Consider the following 17,096-nt stretch of genomic DNA (forward strand, 5'->3'; position numbering starts at 1 on the left):
GTCGGCGGTGGGCGACCGTGGCACGGGACACCGACCGGCGGCGGTGCGCGCCGGATCGACCGGCCCGGCTGCCTGCCGCGGGGGTGCCGTTCTCCAGCGTTCCACCCCCCTTCGGGAGTGCGCAACGCCAGAGCCGCGCCGGGACGCTCGGACGCGGGCGGAGGGCCTCCCCCGGCGCCGCGGGGGTGGCGGCTCCGGGGGTCCGCCGACGGAGGTCCCACCGGTCCTGCGCGGCGTCGTCACCCCGGTGCGGTGCCCTCCTCCGTTCGTCCGGCGGTGATCCGGTCTCGTGGGGCAGCCGCCCGTCCCGCGGTGGTCCGGCCGTCGTGTCCGCCCCGGGTGAGCCGGGCGGCCGGCTCCCGCCCGGCTGTCCGGTTGCGGGCCGGCCGCGACCGGTTCCTGTCCGCCCGAGCCCCGGATCCGCCTCCTCAGCCGTGCCAGGACCGCCACAGGGCCGCGTAGGCCCCGTCCGCGGCGACCAGCTCGGTGTGGCTGCCCAGCTCGCTGATGCGGCCGTTCTCCACGACGGCGATGACGTCCGCGTCGTGCGCGGTGTGGAGGCGGTGGGCGATGGCGACCACGGTGCGGCCGTCCAGGACGCGGGCGAGGGAGCGTTCCAGGTGACGGGCGGCGCGCGGGTCGAGCAGCGAGGTCGCCTCGTCGAGGACCAGCGTGTGCGGGTCGGCGAGGACCAGGCGGGCCAGCGCGATCTGCTGGGCCTGTGCCGGGGTGAGCACGTGCCCGCCCGAGCCGACCTCCGTGTCCAGGCCGTCGGACAGGGCGCGCGCCCAGCCGTCGGCGTCGACCGCGGTGAGCGCCGCCCACAGCGCGGCCTCCTCCTCCGGCCCGGCGCCGTCCTGATCAGGCCGTTCCTCCTCGAGGCGGGCGTGGGGCAGGGCCAGCCGGAGGTTGTCGCGCAGCGAGCCGACGAAGACGTGGTGCTCCTGGTTGACGAGCGCCACGTGCGAGCGGACGCGTTCGGCGGTCATCCGGGACAGTTCCGCGCCACCGAGGGCGACCCGGCCGTCCCTGGGCGCGTAGATGCCCGCGAGGAGCCGGCCCAGCGTGGACTTGCCCGCGCCGGAGGGGCCGACGAGGGCCAGCCGGGTGCCGGGCGCGACCTCCAGGGACACCTGGCGCAGCACGTCGACGCCCTCGCGGTAGCCGAAGTGGACCCGCTCGGCGAGCACGTCCCGCCCGTCCGGTTCCAGCCCGGAGTCACCGGCGTCCGGCTCGATGTCGCGCACCCCGACGAGCCGGGCCAGCGACACCTGCGCGACCTGGAGCTCGTCGTACCAGCGCAGGATCAGGTTCACCGGGTCGACGAGCATCTGGGCGAGCAGCGCGCCCGTGGTCAGCTGACCGACCTCGATCCAGCCCTGCAGGACGAACACCCCGCCGAGCATGAGGACCGAACCCAGGACGGTGACGTGCACGAGGTTGATGACCGGGAAGAGGACCGACCGCAGCCACAGCGTGTAGTCCTCCCAGGCCGTCCACTGCTTGATCCGCAGTTCCGACAGTCCGACGCGGCGGTCGCCCAGGCGGTGGGCCTCGACGGTACGGCCGGCGCCCACGGTCTCGGCGAGCGCGGCGGAGACGGAGGCGTAACCGGCGGCCTCCGAGCGGTAGCCGGCCGGGGCCCGCTTGAAGTACCAGCGGCAGCCGGCCACCAGCAGGGGCACCGCGACCAGTACGGCCGGTGCCAGTGGCGGAGCGGTCACGACGAGTCCGCCGAGCAGCAGCGCCGCCCACATCACGCCGATCGTCAGTTGCGGCACGGCCTCGCGCATGGCGTTGCCCAGCCGGTCGATGTCGGTGGTGATGCGCGACAGCAGGTCACCCGTGCCGGCCCGCTCCAGCACGCCCGGCGGCAGCCGCACCGCCCGGACGAGGAAGTCCTCGCGCAGGTCGGCCAGCATGCGCTCGCCGAGCATCGCACCGCGCAGCCTCACCTGCCGCACGAAGACGGCCTGGACGACGAGGGCGAGGGTGAACAGCGTCGCGATGAGGCCCAGGTGGAGTTCGCGGGCTCCTTCCGACAGCCGCTCCACGACGTCGCCGAGCAGCCACGGGCCCACCATCGAGGCGACGGTGGCGACCGTGTTGACGGCCAGGAGGATCCCGAACGCACGCTGGTGCCGGCGCAGCAGTTCGGCCACATAGGCGCGTACGGTCGCGGGGGCGCCGACGGGCAGCGTGTTGGCTGTCGTCGGTGCGGCCGGATCGTAGGCCGGTGGCGCCACGCCGATCATGCGGACTCCTCGATCTCGTGCCGTGCTGTGTCTTTCAGTTCGTGCAGTCCGTGCAGTCCGTGCGGTTCGTCCAGCACACCGCTCAGCGCGGTCTCCTCGTCGGTCTCGCGGGTGACCACCGCGCGGTACCGCGGCTCGGTGTGCAGCAGTTCGCGGTGCACACCGGCGGCGACGGCCACGCCCTCGTGGACGAGGACCACGCGGTCGGCCCGGTCCAGCAGCAGCGGGGACGAGGTGAACAGGACCGTGGTGCGCCCCGTCCTGATCTCCCGCAGCCCCTCGGCGATCCGTGCCTCGGTGTGCGAGTCGACGGCGGAGGTGGGCTCGTCCAGGACGAGGACCTCCGGGTCCGTGAACAGCGACCGGGCCAGTGCCAGCCGCTGGCGCTGGCCGCCCGACAGGGAGCGTCCCCGCTCGGTGATGTGGGCGTCCATCGGATCGTCCACGTCCAGCGATCCCTGGACGAGGGCGTCGAGGACGTCCCCGCAGCGGGCGGCCGCCAGCGCCGCGGCCGCGCCGACCGCGCCCGAGGCGGGCACGTCGAGCAGGTCGCGCAGCGAGCCCGACAGCAGCACCGGGTCCTTGTCCTGGACGAGGACGGCGGCGCGCGCGCTGTCCAGCGGCAACTCGTCCAGCGGGACCCCGCCGAGCAGCACGGACGGGCCGTTCTCGGCAGGGTGGCCGCCGAGGCGTTCGGCCAGCCGTCCGGCGGCGTCCGGGTCGCCGCACACCACGGCGGTGAGCCGTGCGGCCGGGGCGAGCAGGCCGGTGGCCGGGTCGTACAGGTCACCGGAGGGCAGGTCCGCGGCGCGTGATCCGCCCGCGTCCGTGACCCGCTCCATCGACAGGACGCGGGCGGCGCGTTTCGCCGACGGGCGGGAGAAGGAATAGGCCATCGCGATCTCCTCGAAGTGCCTGAGGGGATACGCCAGGACCATGACGGAGCTGTAGACGGTGACGAGTTCGCCGACGGAGATCCGGCCCGCGCGGGCCAGGTGGACGCCGTAGAACACCACCGCGATCAGCAGCAGCCCCGGCAGCAGGACCTGGACGGCGCTGATCAGCGACCACATGCGGGCACTGCGCACGGCCGCGTGACGGACTTCCTGGGAGGCGCGGCGGTAGCGGTCGAGGAAGAGGTCCTCGCCGCCGATGCCCCGCAGTACCCGCAGGCCCGCCACGGTGTCGGAGGCCAGTTCGGTGGCGCGTCCGGCCTTCTCCCGCTGGAAGTCGGCCCGACGGGTCGCGCGGGGCAGCAGGGGCAGCGCCGCGAAGGCGACGACGGGCAGGCCCGCGGCGACGACGACGCCGAGGGCCGGCTGGTAGACCACCAGGCCGACGCAGACGAACACGACCGTGAGGGCGGCTGCCGTGAAGCGGGAGACGGCCTCGACGAACCAGCCGATCTTCTCGACGTCGCCGGTGGAGACGGCGACCACCTCCCCGGCCGCGACCCGCCGGCTGAGCGCCGAGCCCAACTGCGAGGCCTTGCGGGCGAGGAGCTGCTGGACGCGGGCGGCCGCGGTGATCCAGTTGGTGACGGCGGCGCGGTGCAGGAAGGTGTCCCCGAGCGCGGTGGCGGCGCCGAACAGGGCCATCAGCCCACCGGCGAGGGCCAGCCGGGCGCCGGAGCGGTCGACGACCGCCTCGACGGCGAACCCGACGCAGAACGGCTGGGCCGAGACGGCCGTGAAGTGCAGCAGGCCCCAGGCCAGGGAGGTGAGCTGACCGCCCAGCTGACTGCGTCCGAGCCACCACAGGAATCGCGGCCCCGAGCGGGCGTCGGGCACACCCGGGTCTGGATAGGGAAGGTCTCGGATCTTCATGACGTCCTGGTGGCTCGTGTCAGGGATGGGGGGAGGGGACCGCGGTGAGCGGCGACAGCAAACCGTGAAAGGTTCGCTCCGCAGGGTGGTCGGAATCAACCGGTTTTCCGCGGCACCGCGTGGATCCGGCTGCCACCGGAAGCGGTCACCGTCCCGAGGGACCCGCCGTCGGCACCCGGTGCGGCCGGCCCGTCGTCGGAAAGTCGTCCCAACGGCGACGGCCGCCCCTCCGGTATCCCGGAGCGGCGGCCGTGGCCTGCCCTCGTGCGGTGCGTGGACGCCTCAGCAGGGGGGAGCCGCCGTCCCGCCGATCAACGTGTCCAGCAGATCGCCGAGCACCGCCCGCTCCACGTCCGTGAGGGGGGCCAGGATCTCCCGCGCCGCCGACCGGCGTGCCCGGTGCAGTTCGCGCAGCGTGGCGCGGCCCGCGTCGGTCAGCTCGATCCGGATCACCCGGCGGTTGGTCGGGTCGGGCACCCGGCGGACCTTGCCGTGCGCCTCCAGCCCGTCGACCAGTGTGGTCACCGCCCGCGGCACGACCTCCAGGCGTTCGGCGAGGTCCGCCATCCGCGGCGGTGCGCTGAAATGGGAGAGGGTGCGCAGCAGGCGGGACTGGGCGGGCGTGATGCCCAGGTCCGACAGCTCCAGATGGTGCTTCTGGATGCGGTGCACCCGACGGGTGAGCCGCAGCAGCTGCTCGGCGAGCGCGCCGTCGGGATCGGAGGTGGTCATGCGGGAACAATATCAGGACTCCGCTCATTGTGAGTATAGGTAACAATGAGCTATGCTCCCTGTGTCTCGCTCACCTCGCCTCACCTCCCGTAGGAGCCCATGCACCCCGACACGCCAGATTCCTGGAACCCCTCCGGCGACACCGGGGAACACCCCCGGCAGGTACGCCGCATCCTGAAACTCTTCCGTCCCTACCGCGGGCGGCTCGCGGTCGTCGGCCTGCTCGTCGCCGCCTCCTCGCTCGTCTCGGTGGCCACGCCGTTCCTGCTGAAGGAGACCCTGGACGTCGCCATCCCCGAGGGCCGCACCGGCCTGCTGAGCCTGCTCGCCCTCGGCATGATCCTCAGCGCCGTCCTCGCCGGAGTCTTCGGCGTCCTCCAGACGCTGATCTCCACCACGGTCGGCCAGCGCGTGATGCACGATCTGCGCACCGCCGTCTACGGCCGCCTCCAGAGCATGTCGCTCGCGTTCTTCACGCGCACGCGCACCGGGGAGGTCCAGTCCCGCATCGCCAACGACATCGGCGGCATGCAGGCGACCGTCACCTCCACCGCCACCTCCCTGGTCTCCAACTTCACCAGCGTCGTCGCCACGATCGTCGCGATGGTCGCCCTCGACTGGCGCCTCACCGTCGTCTCGCTGCTCCTGCTGCCGGTGTTCGTGTGGATCAGCCGCCGCGTCGGGAACGAACGGCGGAAGATCACCACCCAGCGGCAGAAACAGATGGCGGGAATGGCCGCCACGGTCACCGAATCGCTCTCGGTGAGCGGCATCCTGCTCGGCCGCACCATGGGCCGGGCCGACTCCCTCGCCCACTCCTTCGCCGACGAGTCCGAGCGCCTCGTCGACCTCGAAGTGAGGTCGAGCATGGCCGGCCGCTGGCGCATGGCCGTCATCGGGATCGTCATGTCGGCCATGCCGGCCGTCATCTACTGGACGGCCGGCATGACGATGGAACTCGGCGGCCCCGGCGCCTCCCTGGGCACGATCGTCGCCTTCGTCTCGCTCCAGCAGGGCCTGTTCCGCCCGGCCGTCAGCCTGCTGTCGACCGGCGTGCAGATCCAGACCTCCCTCGCGCTCTTCCAGCGCATCTTCGAGTACCTCGACCTGCCCGTCGACATCACCGAGCGGGCGGACCCGGTCCACCTCGACCAGATCAAGGGCGAGGTCCGCTTCGAGCACGTGGAGTTCCGCTACGACGGCGACGACGACACGGTCGCCCCCGTCCTCGACGGCATCGACGTGACCGTCCCGGCCGGCAGCAGCCTCGCCGTCGTCGGGCCGACCGGCGCGGGCAAGTCCACGCTGGGCTACCTGGTGCCGCGTCTGTACGACGTGACCGGCGGCCGGGTCACCATCGACGGGGTCGACGTCCGCGACCTCGACTTCGACACCCTCGCGCGCGCGGTCGGCGTCGTCTCGCAGGAGACGTACCTCTTCCATTCCTCGATCGCCGACAACCTGCGCTTCGCCAAGCCGGACGCCACCGACGAGGAGCTGCACGCCGCGGCGCGGGCGGCCCAGATCCACGACCACATCGCCGCGCTGCCCGACGGGTACGACACGGTCGTGGGCGAGCGCGGCCACCGTTTCTCCGGTGGTGAGAAGCAGCGCCTGGCCATCGCCCGCACCATCCTGCGCGACCCGCCGGTGCTGATCCTCGACGAGGCGACCAGCGCCCTGGACACCCGGACCGAGCACGCTGTCCAGGAGGCCATCGACGCGCTCTCGGCCGACCGCACCACGCTCACCATCGCCCACCGGCTGTCCACCATCCGCAGCGCCGACCAGATCGTGGTCCTGGACTCCGGCCGATTGGCCGAACAGGGCACGCACGAGGAACTGCTGGAGCGCGACGGACGGTACGCCGAGCTGGTGCGCCGGGACGCTCGCCTGGAGCCGACGAGATGACAAAGCTGACGAGATGACAAGATGACGATAGGCCCGGTCATGTCGGGATTGTGATGGTATGCGGGTTACCGTGCCCGCATGCAGATGAACACTCCGCCACGGAGCGCGATCCGACTGACGCGCCGGGGCCGTCTCGTCCTCATCGCGATCGGAGCCGTCGCGGCCGGCACCGCTGTGGCCGTGCCGCTGCTGAGCATGGACAGCTCCGAGGAGAAGAGACCGACGACGCTGGTCATCCCGGAGGGCCGACGCGCGAGCCAGATCTACGAGGCCGTCGACAAGGCCCTCGCCCTGCCGCCCGGCACCACCAGGAAATCGCTGCCGAAGGCCGGTCTGAAGCTGCCGGCCGACGCCGAGGGCAACCCGGAGGGCTACCTCTTCCCGGCGGCGTATCCGCTGGGCGGGAAACCGACGCCGCAGGCGCTGCTGGCCCGGATGGTCGACACCGCGAACAGGAAGTTCAACGGCGCCCCCGTCGCCGCCGGAGCCCAGCGCAACGCCATGAACGTCTACCAGGCCGTCACCGTCGCCAGCATCGTCCAGGCCGAGTCCGCCACCGAGGCGGACATGGGCAAGGTGGCCCGCGTCGTCTTCAACCGTCTGGAGCGCGGCATGCCGTTGCAGATGGACTCCACCATCAACTACGCCCTGAACCGCTCCACGCTCAGGACGAGCACGGCGGACACCCGCATCGACAACCCCTACAACTCCTACCAGCGCATGGGGCTGCCCCCGACCCCGATCGGCAACCCCGGCGAGGAGGCCGTGCGCGCCGCGATCACCCCGACGCCGGGCGACTGGCTGTACTTCGTCACGGTCAAGCCGGGCGACACGCGCTTCACCGCCAGCTACGAGGAACACCAGCGCAACGTCGCGGAGTTCAACAGGGTCCAGCAGAGCGCTCGGGCCTCGGCGAGTCCGTCGAAGGCCCGCTGATCCGACGGCGGCACATCAGGCGGCGGCCGGCTCACCGGCCCGCTCGGCGAGCAGCCGCCTGATGTCCCGCACGGCGGCCCGTCCCGCCCGGTTGGCACCGACGGTGCTCGCGGAGGGGCCGTAGCCGACGAGGTGCACACGGGGGTCGGCGACCGCACGCGTGCCCTCGACGCGGATTCCGCCGCCCGGCTCGCGCAGCCGCAGCGGTGCCAGGTGGTCCACGGCGGGCCGGAAGCCGGTCGCCCACAGGATGACGTCGGCGGACACCCGCCGCCCGTCCTTCCACTCCACTCCGTCCGGGGCGATCCGGTCGAACATCGGCAGCCGGTCGAGGACTCCGTCCGCCAGCCCCTGCCTGATCGCGTCGTTCAGCGGCAGGTCCGTCACGGAGACGACGCTCTTCGGCGGCAGCCCCTGCCGCACCCGCTCCTCCACGAGGGCGACCGCCGCGCGGCCCGCCTCCTCGTCGAAGGGGCCTTCGCGGAAGACCGGCGGGCGTCGCGTCACCCAGGTGGTGGCGGCCGCGTACGGGGCGAGTTCCAGCAGGTGCTGGGTCCCCGACGCGCCCCCGCCCACCACGACCACCCGCAGCCCGGCGAACGCCTCGGGCCCCGGATAACGCGCGGTGTGCAGCTGCCGGCCCAGGAAGGTCTCCTGCCCGGGGTAGCGCGGCCAGAAGGGACGGTCCCAGGTACCGGTGGCGTTGATCAGCGTCCTCGTCGCCCACGTACCGGCGGTGCTCTCCACGAGCAGTCGCCCGTCCGTCCCCGCGCGCACCGCCGTCACATCGACCGGCCGCCGTACCCGCAGGTCGAAGGCGCGCTCGTACGCCGTGAAGTACTCGGTGATCACCTCGGAGGAGGGCCGCGCCGGGTCCGCGCCCGTCAGTTCCCTGCCGGGCAGCGCGTGCATCCCGTGCACCTTGCCGTACGTCAGTGAGGCCCACCGGAACTGCCAGGCGCCGCCCGGGCCGGGGGAGTGGTCCAGCACCACGAAGTCCCGCTCCGGCTCGAAGCCGGTGCGCCGCAGGTGGTAGGCGGCGGCCAGCCCGGCCTGCCCGGCGCCTATGACGACGACCTCGACCTCACGCATGTCGTTCACGGTTGAACCAACAGTGGCGAGGTCGTGGATCTTCCCGCGGACGCGTCGGCGCCCCTCCGCACCGGCGTGGCCGTGGTCGTTGTCGTGGCCGACGGGCGTCTCGCGGACCGGGCCACCTGTGTCATGCGCCGCCTGCGTCACGCGCCGGCCGGACACCGGCCCGTGGAATCCGGCCTGTGGAATCCGGTGTACGGGGTTGCCGATGGGTCAGGATGGAGGCATGTCAGATGCGTTCACCACCCGGGTACTGCACATCGCCTCCGGCGCACAGGAGAGGGTCGTCGACCTCACCCGAGACTGCGAGACCTTCCTGCGGGAGGTGGCGGCCGGCCGTGACGGCCTCCTGAACGTCTTCGTCCCCCATGCGACGGCCGGCATCGCGATCATCGAGACCGGTGCCGGAAGCGACGACGACCTCCTCGCCGCCCTGCACACCCTGCTCCCCGCCGACGACCGCTGGCAGCACCGCCACGGCAGCCCCGGCCACGGCCGCGACCACGTCCTGCCGGCCCTCGTGCCGCCCCACGCCACCCTGCCGGTGGTGGACGGCGCCCTGCAGCTGGGAACCTGGCAGTCGGTGTGCCTCGTGGACACGAACAAGGACAACGCCGACCGGCAGGTGCGGCTGGGCTTCCTCGGCTGACGCGCGTGCCGGACGGAGGCCTCGCATGCCGGCCCGGCGGGGTCGGGAAGGGGCCGGCGAGCCGGTCACGATCCGTACCTCCCGGCGGGTGGCGGGTGACGCCCACGAGCACGACGCCCGCCGGCGCAGCGTCCGAGGCCTGCGGCATTCCCTCACGGTCCGTGTTCACCGCGCGATCCGCTGGTGTGGGCGAAGCGACCCCCGGTGTTATTCAATGAGGTGTGCGTTCCGGGGTCTCGGGGCCCCGTCGCACGGGTCCGAGTACGGCCCCGGTGCTGTGCCGGGGATTGCCGAGAGAGCCGCATGGACTCCACACCGTCTCCGTCGTCGCCCTTCGAGCTGGTGAGCAGCGCTCTGGGGCGCTACATCCCGCGCGGCGGAGCGGCAGCCGCCGAGGAGCAGGACGACCGCACCGCCCCCCGGCGCATGCCCGACGACCCGGAAGGCGACGGACAGGATCAGATTCTCGGGGTGGTCAACCTGGACCGGGACCTGAGGGTCACCCGCCGCAATCTGGACGCCCCCGTGTTCGCGGGCCTGGAAGCCGAGACCGGAAGCCTTTTCGTCGATCTCCTGCCCGCCGGGGACGTACCGACGGTCACCCGGCGGTTGCGGCAGGTTCTGGAGACCGGTGAGGCGCACGTCGCCCGGATCCAGCGCCTGCGGCGTGGCGACGGGTCGGAGCTGGTGGTCTCCCTGAGCATCCTGCCCGCCGCGGCACCCGAGGAGGGCCTGACCGTCTCCTTGATCGCCATGGCCAGGAGGCTGCACCTGTACGCCGCCGAGACCGCGATCGGCACGTCGCTGGACATCGGCGAGACCGCCCAGTCGCTGGCGGAGTCGCTGCTGGCCTGGGGTGATGTGGCCGCCGTCGACCTCGACTTCGCCGTGTGGACGGGTGAGGGGGTCACCGGGCAGGCACAGGGGCGCATCCGGCTCCGGCGGGCGGCCCTCGTACCGGACCGCGCGTGGCCCGACGGCTATGCGACGCCGGGTGACGATCTCCCCGGCGACGCGAGTCGCCTCCTGGCGCAGGCGGTACGACGGGACGACGCCCCGCAGACGATCGTCATACCCGACCGGGAAACGGTCGAGCGGGTACTCGGCAGTCCGCGCGTGGTGCGCGCCCTGGTGCCCGGGGACCGGTCGGCGGGCGTGGCGTGCATCCCGCTGGTGCTGGACGGCACGCCGCCCGTCGTGCTGGGCGTGGCGGAGGTCTGGCGGCGGGCGGACCGTCCCTTCCGCGACAGCGAGTTGCTGGACCTGCAGGAGCTGGTGGCCAGGACCGCCCATCACGTCGATCTGGCCCGTCAGCACCAGCGCGAGCACACGCAGGTCCTGGCGTTGCAGCGCCGGCTGCTGCCCCGGACCGGCGGCGACACCATCACGGTCGCCAGTGTCTATCAGCCGGCCACCCCCGACAGCGCCGGCGTCGGCGGCGACTGGGTGAACAGCTTTCCCCTGGCGGACGGGCGCACCGCGCTGGTGGTCGGTGACGTCGTCGGGCACGGCCTGGGGGCCGCGGCGACCATGGGCCAGCTGAGCATGGAGGCCCGGGCGCTGCTGTCCGCGGGGCTGGCGCCCGACGAGGTGCTGGAGCACCTGGACGAGACCGTGACGCTGCTGGACGACGCGGAGTCCGGGCTGACGGCCGGCTACAGCGCCCTCGGGTCGACCTGCTGCATCGTCCTCTACGATCCGGTCAGCCACCAGGTGACGCTGTCCAGCGCCGGCCACCTCCCGCCGGTCCTGGTGTCGCCGGACGGGCAGGCGGACCTGCTCGCGGTCCGTCCCCATCCCGGCCTCGGCGCCGAGTTCGCGCTGCGGGAGCCGTTCGACCTCCACACCTTCGACGCGCCCCCGGGCTCCCTGCTCGCCCTCTACACCGACGGCCTGGTGGAGGATCCGGCCATGTCGATCGACGAGGGCATCGGCAGACTGGCGGAGACCGTGTCCACGGTGCACCCCTGGGACTCCCTGCAGCAGGCCGCGCGGCAGGTCGTCTCCGTGCTGGCGCCCGTGCGCCAACGAGACGACGTGACCCTGCTGCTCGCCCGCACGGTCGGCTACCGCAAGGGGGACACCGCGACCTGGCGGCTGCCCGCCCGCGTCGACGCGCCCGCCCGCGCCCGCGCGCGGGTCTCCGCGCTGCTGTGGCAATGGCGCACCAGGGACGACACCCGGGACACCGTGTCGCTGCTGGTCAGCGAGCTGGTCACGAACGCGGTGCGCTACGCCACCGGTCCGATCACGGTACGGCTGATCAGGACCGGCCACGGCCTGCTGTGCGAGGTGGGCGACACCGGCAACGGCAGACCGCGCCTGAGCCCGGGCGGCCTCCTCGACGAAGGCGGTCGTGGCCTGCACATCGTGCACAGGCTCACCACCCGGTGGGGGGTGCGGTGGACGGAGACCGGCAAGGTGGTCTGGGCGACCGTCGTGCGGTGACGCGGCCAGGGGGAGGGGGCGGTGACACCGCGGTGCTCCGCGAGCTGCCGCACCCGTTCGGCCCAGCGTGTGGCCACCGCCCTGCGTGCGGCCACCGCCCTGCGTTCGGCCCCCGTTCGGCCCGGTGGCCACCGCCCGGCTCGCGGCCACCGGGCCGAAGCCGGCCGGCGTACCGGAGCGCGGTGCCGGCCCGGGCGGCGCGCGCGTCGGCCCGGCACCACGGTACGCACGGTGCTGCCCGGCGGTGACGGCGACGTGCTGCGGCCGGTTCCGCGGACGACCCGCCGCTGCGGTGGCGCGGGCCCCCTACAGCCACTCCCCTTCCAGAGCGGTGGCGGTGAGGCCCGGCGCCGCCGCGTACAGCACGGCGCGACTGCCCGGCTTCTGCCCGGCGTCGTGCGCCCGCCGCAGGATGTCGAACACGGCGGCGCCGCCACGGTTGCCGCTGGTGTAGCTCTCCCGGCTGTGGTCCAGCAGTCCCGACGGCCAGGAGTCGGGCATCGTCTGCTCCATGTACTCCAGCACACGGGTCCCGCCGGGGTGCGCCAGCAGCACGTCGGGGTGCCAGGAGACGGGGTCGTCCTGGTAACGGACGCCCAGCCACTCCCACATCGCGGTCACCGTCTCCTGCACGGCGCGCGGCCCGCGCCGGTCCATCACGAAGTGGGTGCCGTCGGCCCGCGTCTCCAGGCGGTGCAGGTCCTGTGTGCCGGGCAGGGTGTGGTGCCAGGCGGAGTCCAGTCGCAGCACCGACTCGCGCCGCGGGCGACCCGTGACCACCGCGGCGACGGCGGTGTCCGCGAACAACAACCGGACGATCAGGGACTCGAGGGTGTCGTCCGCGGGCTGGTAGGTCGTGCTGAGCGCCTCCGCGATGACGACCAGGACCACCCGGTCGGGGTCCGCGGCCACGAGGTCCGCCGCCAGCGCCAGTGAGCGGGTGCCCGCGATGCAGGCCCACTGCGTGGCCGGGAGCAGCAGCGTGTCGCTGCGGAGCGAGAGCGTGTTGGCCAGGGAGACGTCCAGGCCCGGCAGGGCCGGGGTGGTGGAGTGACTGGTGATCAGGCAGTCGACGTCCGCGGCCTCCAGCCCGGCGATCTGCAGGGCCCCGCGCGCCGCCCGCTCGCCGTAGGACTGCACGGCCTCCCAGGCCGGCGCGGTGCGCTCCTGGACGGTCTGCGGCCCGGGTATCGCCTCCAGGGCGGCGATCACCCGCTCCACGTCCTGCTGGGCGAAACCGGCGTGGGCCAAGGCCTCTTGGGCCGGCCCCGCGCCGACGGCCGGCAGACCGCCGCCGTTGCCGGGCGCGACGGCGGCCTCCAGCGGCAGCATCCACCCGCGGGTCTCGATGCCCGTGCTTGCCGCGATGCCGTCGATGCGCGGCGCCCACGCCGCATGCGGATGCCGATCGCGCACCTCCGCCACGATCTGGCTGGTCCGCACGGCGTGTTCGCCATGTATGACGGCGGGAGGACAGAGGTATGCGGTCATGGTGGGTCACCTTCCAGGAGAACGAGCGGGAGTGTCACGAGCGCTGTGTCATGGGTCACTTCGGGATGCGGCGCCCAAGACGTCGCCGGGGGGCTCCAGTTCGGAAGCCGGTGTCTGCCTCGAGCATGGGCGATAAAGGGACATTTCCGCTGTGATGCAGACGACTTAGGCGGTGTCGGAGTGCGTGACGCCGCACACACCGCCGGGGCGTACCCCGAGGCGGTTCCCGGGTGTTGTCTGACCTGCCGTCAGTCGACGGTGACCGGTCACCGAGCCGAGCAGGTCGTGCCCAGGGCATGTTCCCCGCGACGAGCCGTACCGCCGGCCGGCCCCTGACTCCGCGGCACTCCGGGCGGTGGCGGCGGCGCTCTGCCGCTCTGCGAGGATCCGCCCATGGATCACACGCTCGCCCTCGCCGGACTCGACGACCGTCCCTGGCCGGAACTGGACCACGCCTACGGAAGCGCGGAGGACCTGCCCGCCCTCCTGCGCTCCCTCGCGGGCGACGACCCGGACACCGCGGACGGCGCCCTGGACGAGCTGTACGGCAGCATCCTCCACCAGGGCACCGTCTACCGGGCGACCGCCGAAGCGGTGCCGTTCCTCGCGCGTCTCGCGGCGGCCGGCCACCGCAGCGCCGACCTCCTCGTCCTGCTCGGCGGCATCGCCGAGAGCACCGACGAGCACGGGGTGGCACCGGGCGCCTGCCGCGCGGCGGTCGCCGGTCAACTCCCTTCCGTCCTGGGCCTGACGGGCGCCGGGGAGTCGCGGGTGCGGCAGGCCGCCGTATGGGCGGCCGGGCACACCGCCGCTCCCGTCGAGGCCTGGCCCGTGCTGCGCCGACGGTGGGAGGAGGAGCCCGACGAGGTGGTCCGGGCGGAGCTGGTGACCGCCCTGGTCCGGCTCGACCCGGCACGGGGCGCCCCGACGGCCCTGGCCGCCCTCGCGCCGGACGGTCCGGCCCGGCTGCGCGTCACCGCCGTCCTCGCCTGCCTGGCGGCGGACCTGCCCTGGGACACCCGGCAGCACGACGCCGTACTCGCCGCGCTGCCGGCCGAAGGCCTGGTTTCCGCGTTCGAGCAGTGCGAGCCCCTCCAGGCGGTGGTCGGCGCGCTGCTGCGGCGGGGCACGGCCGAGGACCGGGAGGCCGCCTTCGAGCTGCTGGCGGACGCCCTGCGCGTTCCGGCGCCGGACGTACGCGCCGAAGCCGTGTGGGCTGCGGACCACGCGTGCATGGTGTCCCGTTCCGCGCCCGCGCGGTTGCTGCCCGCGCTGCTCCCGCTGCTCGACGAACCGGAGCCGCCGCACGGTGTGGTGACCCTGCTCGGCAAGGTCGCGGAGCAGGCGGGCGCCGCCGGCAGCGCACTCGCCCGGCTCGCCGCGGGCGACGGAGACCTCGCCGACCGGGCGCTCGCCGTACTGGTGACGGCCGCCCCCGGCCTGGCGGCCCCGCTGCTCGCCGAGCGGCTGCCGGAGCGCCCCCTGGCGCTGGCCGAGGCCGCCGGGGCCCGCGCACCCGGTACGGCCGTCAGCACTCCCTTCCCCTACGACGCCGCGCTGCTCGACGCGGTCCGACGGCGCCTCGCCAACCCCGGGTCGAAGGGGAACGAGCCCATCCACCTCGCTCTGCTGCTCGCCTCCTGGGGACGACGGGCGGCCTCCGCCGTCCCCGAACTGCTCGACGCGCTGCCGAGGATCCCGCTCGCCGGTCCCACCGCGCTGGCGGCGGTCTGCCCGCCCGACGGCGAGCCCCGGAACCGCACGGCGCAGGCCCTGCGCGCGGCCGCCCTGCACGGTCCCGACGGGGGGCGGCTGTCCGCGGCGCATGCTCTGCACGGCCTGACGGGCGAGAGCGGACCGCTGCTCGCCGCGATACGCGCCGAACTGACCGGCGAAGGACGGTCCTTGCGGGAGGCCGCCCGGCTCGTCACCGGTCTCGGGGAGGCCGCGGGGGAACTCGTGCCCGCGATGCGCGACGCCCTGCGGGAACGGCCCGAAGGCCGGTCGTTCCCCCTGCTCGACGCCCTCGCGGAACTCGCCGCCGCACTCTGGGACATCACGGGGGACGCCGCCACGGCGGTCCCGGTGTTCGACGCCGTCATCAGAGCCGACGGCGGCCCCTGGACCCGGTGGACGGCCCTGCGGACGGCGCGCCTCGCGGTCCGGCTGGGGCCCGCGGCCCGGCCGTTGCGCCCGGCGCTGGAGGACCTCCTCGCCACCCCACGGCACGCACCGGCCGCGGTCCTCGCGTTGCTGGCCGCGCTCCCCGAGGAGGAACTGCGCGGCCCGCTGGAGCGCACCGCGCTGGCCGGGCAGGTGCTGGACGCGGCGGAGTCCGACGTCGACGCGGCCGGCGCGTTCGAGGCACTGTCGGCGCTGGGCCGGGCCGCCCTGACCGGCGAACACCTGCACCGCGTCGAACGCCTGGCCAGGGGCGACCGGCGGGTGGTGACCGCAGGGATCGAGAACCGGATCATCCGCGCCGACGAGCAACTGGCCGCCCGCGCCCGCGAAACGCTCACGGCGCTCACAGCGGACGGGGCGGACGCGACGGACGGGGCGGACGCGGCGCCGTCCGGGCCGCCGGGGCAGGCGGCACCGACATCCGGCCGGGGCTGACACACGGTCACCATGGTGGGTCCGCCCGTCCGGTGGGGCCTCCCGATGCCCTGGACGAGCCGCCCGGCACGAGGACGTGCCGGGCGAGTCCGACGCCGTACGACAGGTCCGCAGCGCGCTCGGGGAGACCGGCGCCGACCGGATCCCGGCCCCGGCCCGTCGGCACGGCGAGCCTCGGCGCGGTTCAGCAGGCGGCGGCCAGGACGGGCCGCGTGACGACGGCCGACCCGGGCGCGGAAGGCCTGACGGCGGACGGCTTGACGACGGGCGTCCTGGGGGCGGATGCGGCGGCCGCGGTCGGCCTGACAGCGGCAGGAACAGCCGGGGCAGGAGCGGCCGGGGCAGGAACAGCCGGTGCAGGAGCGGCCGGGGCAGGAACGGCCGCGGCCGGCGTGGCCGCTCCGTCCCGCGGGACCTCGGCCGTCCCGCTCCGTGCGCGGTCCGCGAACACGAACATGCGCAGCACCACGAAGCGCCCCGTGCCGGCCAGGGCGGAGGCGCCCAGGTACACGGCCTGCTGAGTGACCAGACCGGGCGACGACCGCACCGCGTACAGGACGAATACCGCGGCGCAGGTGACCCCGTACGCGGCGGTCGCCGAACCGGCGGACTGCAGGTGACGGCGCCACCCGGCGCGCCGTCCGGTGCCGAAGGTGAAGAAGGCGTGCAACTCGGTGCACACCAGCGTCGAGACCACGGTGAGCACCGCGTTCGCCAGGGCCCAGGGAATCAGCGTGGCCACCAGCGGGACGGCGGCGCCGGAGAGGAGCCCGACCCCGCCGCCGCAGGCCGCGAACCGCACGAAGGCGGCGAGCGGGCCGGGCGTCGTCGACGGAGCGGCCGCCACCACGGGCCCTGCGCCGGCCGGGCCGCCCGTGCGCGGCGGCTCCGGCGCCGACTGCCGCCGCGGTTCCGGCCGGGCCTTCGGCCGGGGCTTCGACAGGACGGGCGACGTCATCGCGGGTTCCTTCCGGGGTGATCGGACTTGCTGGTGATCGGGCCTACGGGCACGCGGACCCGGGCGCTCGGGCCACTTGGGCGTCAACCCCGTTGCGGAACCGCCGCGTCGAACGATGCCGTGTTCCTCTCCCCGACACGAGGGAGCAACCCACCGGACCGGAGGTGGGGCCTGCC

General features: G+C 74.0%; 11 protein-coding genes. 5 read left to right on the top strand and 6 right to left on the bottom strand.

Going from position 1 to position 17,096, the window contains the following annotated elements; all coding sequences use genetic code 11:
* Positions 1 to 428 precede the first annotated feature (428 nt).
* The 3 genes from ACH4N1_RS29040 to ACH4N1_RS29050 all read right to left on the bottom strand — a co-directional run bounded on the left by ACH4N1_RS29040 (position 429) and on the right by ACH4N1_RS29050 (position 4,813).
* Entirely contained in the window at positions 429 to 2,255 is a 1,827-nt protein-coding gene (locus ACH4N1_RS29040; RefSeq protein WP_398101723.1) for an ABC transporter ATP-binding protein, read from the bottom strand.
* Positions 2,252 to 4,081 (bottom strand): ABC transporter transmembrane domain-containing protein, encoded by a 1,830-nt coding sequence (locus ACH4N1_RS29045; RefSeq protein WP_398101726.1) that lies wholly within the window; start codon positions 4,079 to 4,081, stop codon positions 2,252 to 2,254. Before ACH4N1_RS29045 ends, ACH4N1_RS29040 begins: the two co-directional genes overlap by 4 nt.
* Before the next feature lie 282 nt (positions 4,082 to 4,363).
* Positions 4,364 to 4,813, bottom strand: coding sequence for a MarR family winged helix-turn-helix transcriptional regulator (locus ACH4N1_RS29050; protein ID WP_398101729.1), 450 nt, complete (start codon positions 4,811 to 4,813; stop codon positions 4,364 to 4,366).
* A gap of 99 nt (positions 4,814 to 4,912) precedes the next feature.
* Here ACH4N1_RS29050 and ACH4N1_RS29055 point away from each other — a divergent pair, with 99 nt between their 5' ends.
* Both ACH4N1_RS29055 and mltG read left to right on the top strand, forming a co-directional pair.
* The gene (locus ACH4N1_RS29055; RefSeq protein ID WP_398101731.1) at positions 4,913 to 6,724 is read left to right on the top strand and encodes an ABC transporter ATP-binding protein; all 1,812 of its coding nucleotides are present in this window, start codon (positions 4,913 to 4,915) and stop codon (positions 6,722 to 6,724) included.
* Between the two features lie 78 nt (positions 6,725 to 6,802).
* Positions 6,803 to 7,660, top strand: coding sequence for an endolytic transglycosylase MltG (gene mltG / locus ACH4N1_RS29060; RefSeq protein WP_398101733.1), 858 nt, complete (start codon positions 6,803 to 6,805; stop codon positions 7,658 to 7,660).
* Positions 7,661 to 7,675: 15 nt separating this feature from the next.
* On the opposite strand, the gene ACH4N1_RS29065 is transcribed toward mltG, so the two are convergent.
* On the bottom strand, positions 7,676 to 8,761 hold the full coding sequence (locus tag ACH4N1_RS29065; RefSeq protein WP_398101736.1) for an NAD(P)-binding domain-containing protein: 1,086 nt from the start codon (positions 8,759 to 8,761) through the stop codon (positions 7,676 to 7,678).
* A gap of 220 nt (positions 8,762 to 8,981) precedes the next feature.
* Here ACH4N1_RS29065 and ACH4N1_RS29070 point away from each other — a divergent pair, with 220 nt between their 5' ends.
* Both ACH4N1_RS29070 and ACH4N1_RS29075 read left to right on the top strand, forming a co-directional pair.
* Positions 8,982 to 9,404 carry a secondary thiamine-phosphate synthase enzyme YjbQ gene (locus tag ACH4N1_RS29070; RefSeq protein WP_398101739.1) on the top strand — a complete coding sequence of 141 codons (423 nt, stop codon included), beginning with the start codon at positions 8,982 to 8,984 and terminating at the stop codon, positions 9,402 to 9,404.
* 303 nt (positions 9,405 to 9,707) lie between these two features.
* Entirely contained in the window at positions 9,708 to 11,852 is a 2,145-nt protein-coding gene (locus tag ACH4N1_RS29075; RefSeq protein WP_398101742.1) for a SpoIIE family protein phosphatase, read from the top strand.
* A 306-nt stretch (positions 11,853 to 12,158) separates the two neighbouring features.
* On the opposite strand, the gene ACH4N1_RS29080 is transcribed toward ACH4N1_RS29075, so the two are convergent.
* Entirely contained in the window at positions 12,159 to 13,343 is a 1,185-nt protein-coding gene (locus ACH4N1_RS29080; RefSeq protein ID WP_398101745.1) for a type III polyketide synthase, read from the bottom strand.
* A 393-nt stretch (positions 13,344 to 13,736) separates the two neighbouring features.
* Here ACH4N1_RS29080 and ACH4N1_RS29085 point away from each other — a divergent pair, with 393 nt between their 5' ends.
* On the top strand, positions 13,737 to 15,962 hold the full coding sequence (locus tag ACH4N1_RS29085) for a hypothetical protein (protein ID WP_398101748.1): 2,226 nt from the start codon (positions 13,737 to 13,739) through the stop codon (positions 15,960 to 15,962).
* 184 nt (positions 15,963 to 16,146) lie between these two features.
* Here the strand turns inward: ACH4N1_RS29085 and ACH4N1_RS29090 are convergent, their stop codons facing one another.
* The gene (locus tag ACH4N1_RS29090) at positions 16,147 to 16,920 is read right to left on the bottom strand and encodes a hypothetical protein (protein ID WP_398101751.1); all 774 of its coding nucleotides are present in this window, start codon (positions 16,918 to 16,920) and stop codon (positions 16,147 to 16,149) included.
* Positions 16,921 to 17,096: the final 176 nt, after the last annotated feature.

The organism is Streptomyces sp. NPDC017202 (assembly GCF_044331705.1).
Lineage (GTDB): Bacteria > Actinomycetota > Actinomycetes > Streptomycetales > Streptomycetaceae > Streptomyces.

Bases quoted from the DNA above. Each gene is read 5' to 3' on its own strand.
- ACH4N1_RS29050 (WP_398101729.1), bottom strand. From the start codon at position 4,813: ATGACCACCTCCGATCCCGACGGCGCGCTCGCCGAGCAGCTGCTGCGG.
- ACH4N1_RS29080 (WP_398101745.1), bottom strand. From the start codon at position 13,343: ATGACCGCATACCTCTGTCCTCCCGCCGTCATACATGGCGAACACGCC.
- ACH4N1_RS29085 (WP_398101748.1), top strand. From the start codon at position 13,737: ATGGATCACACGCTCGCCCTCGCCGGACTCGACGACCGTCCCTGGCCG.
- ACH4N1_RS29045 (WP_398101726.1), bottom strand. From the start codon at position 4,081: ATGAAGATCCGAGACCTTCCCTATCCAGACCCGGGTGTGCCCGACGCC.
- ACH4N1_RS29055 (WP_398101731.1), top strand. From the start codon at position 4,913: ATGCACCCCGACACGCCAGATTCCTGGAACCCCTCCGGCGACACCGGG.
- ACH4N1_RS29070 (WP_398101739.1), top strand. From the start codon at position 8,982: ATGTCAGATGCGTTCACCACCCGGGTACTGCACATCGCCTCCGGCGCA.
- ACH4N1_RS29040 (WP_398101723.1), bottom strand. From the start codon at position 2,255: ATGATCGGCGTGGCGCCACCGGCCTACGATCCGGCCGCACCGACGACA.
- ACH4N1_RS29075 (WP_398101742.1), top strand. From the start codon at position 9,708: ATGGACTCCACACCGTCTCCGTCGTCGCCCTTCGAGCTGGTGAGCAGC.
- ACH4N1_RS29090 (WP_398101751.1), bottom strand. From the start codon at position 16,920: ATGACGTCGCCCGTCCTGTCGAAGCCCCGGCCGAAGGCCCGGCCGGAA.
- mltG (WP_398101733.1), top strand. From the start codon at position 6,803: ATGCAGATGAACACTCCGCCACGGAGCGCGATCCGACTGACGCGCCGG.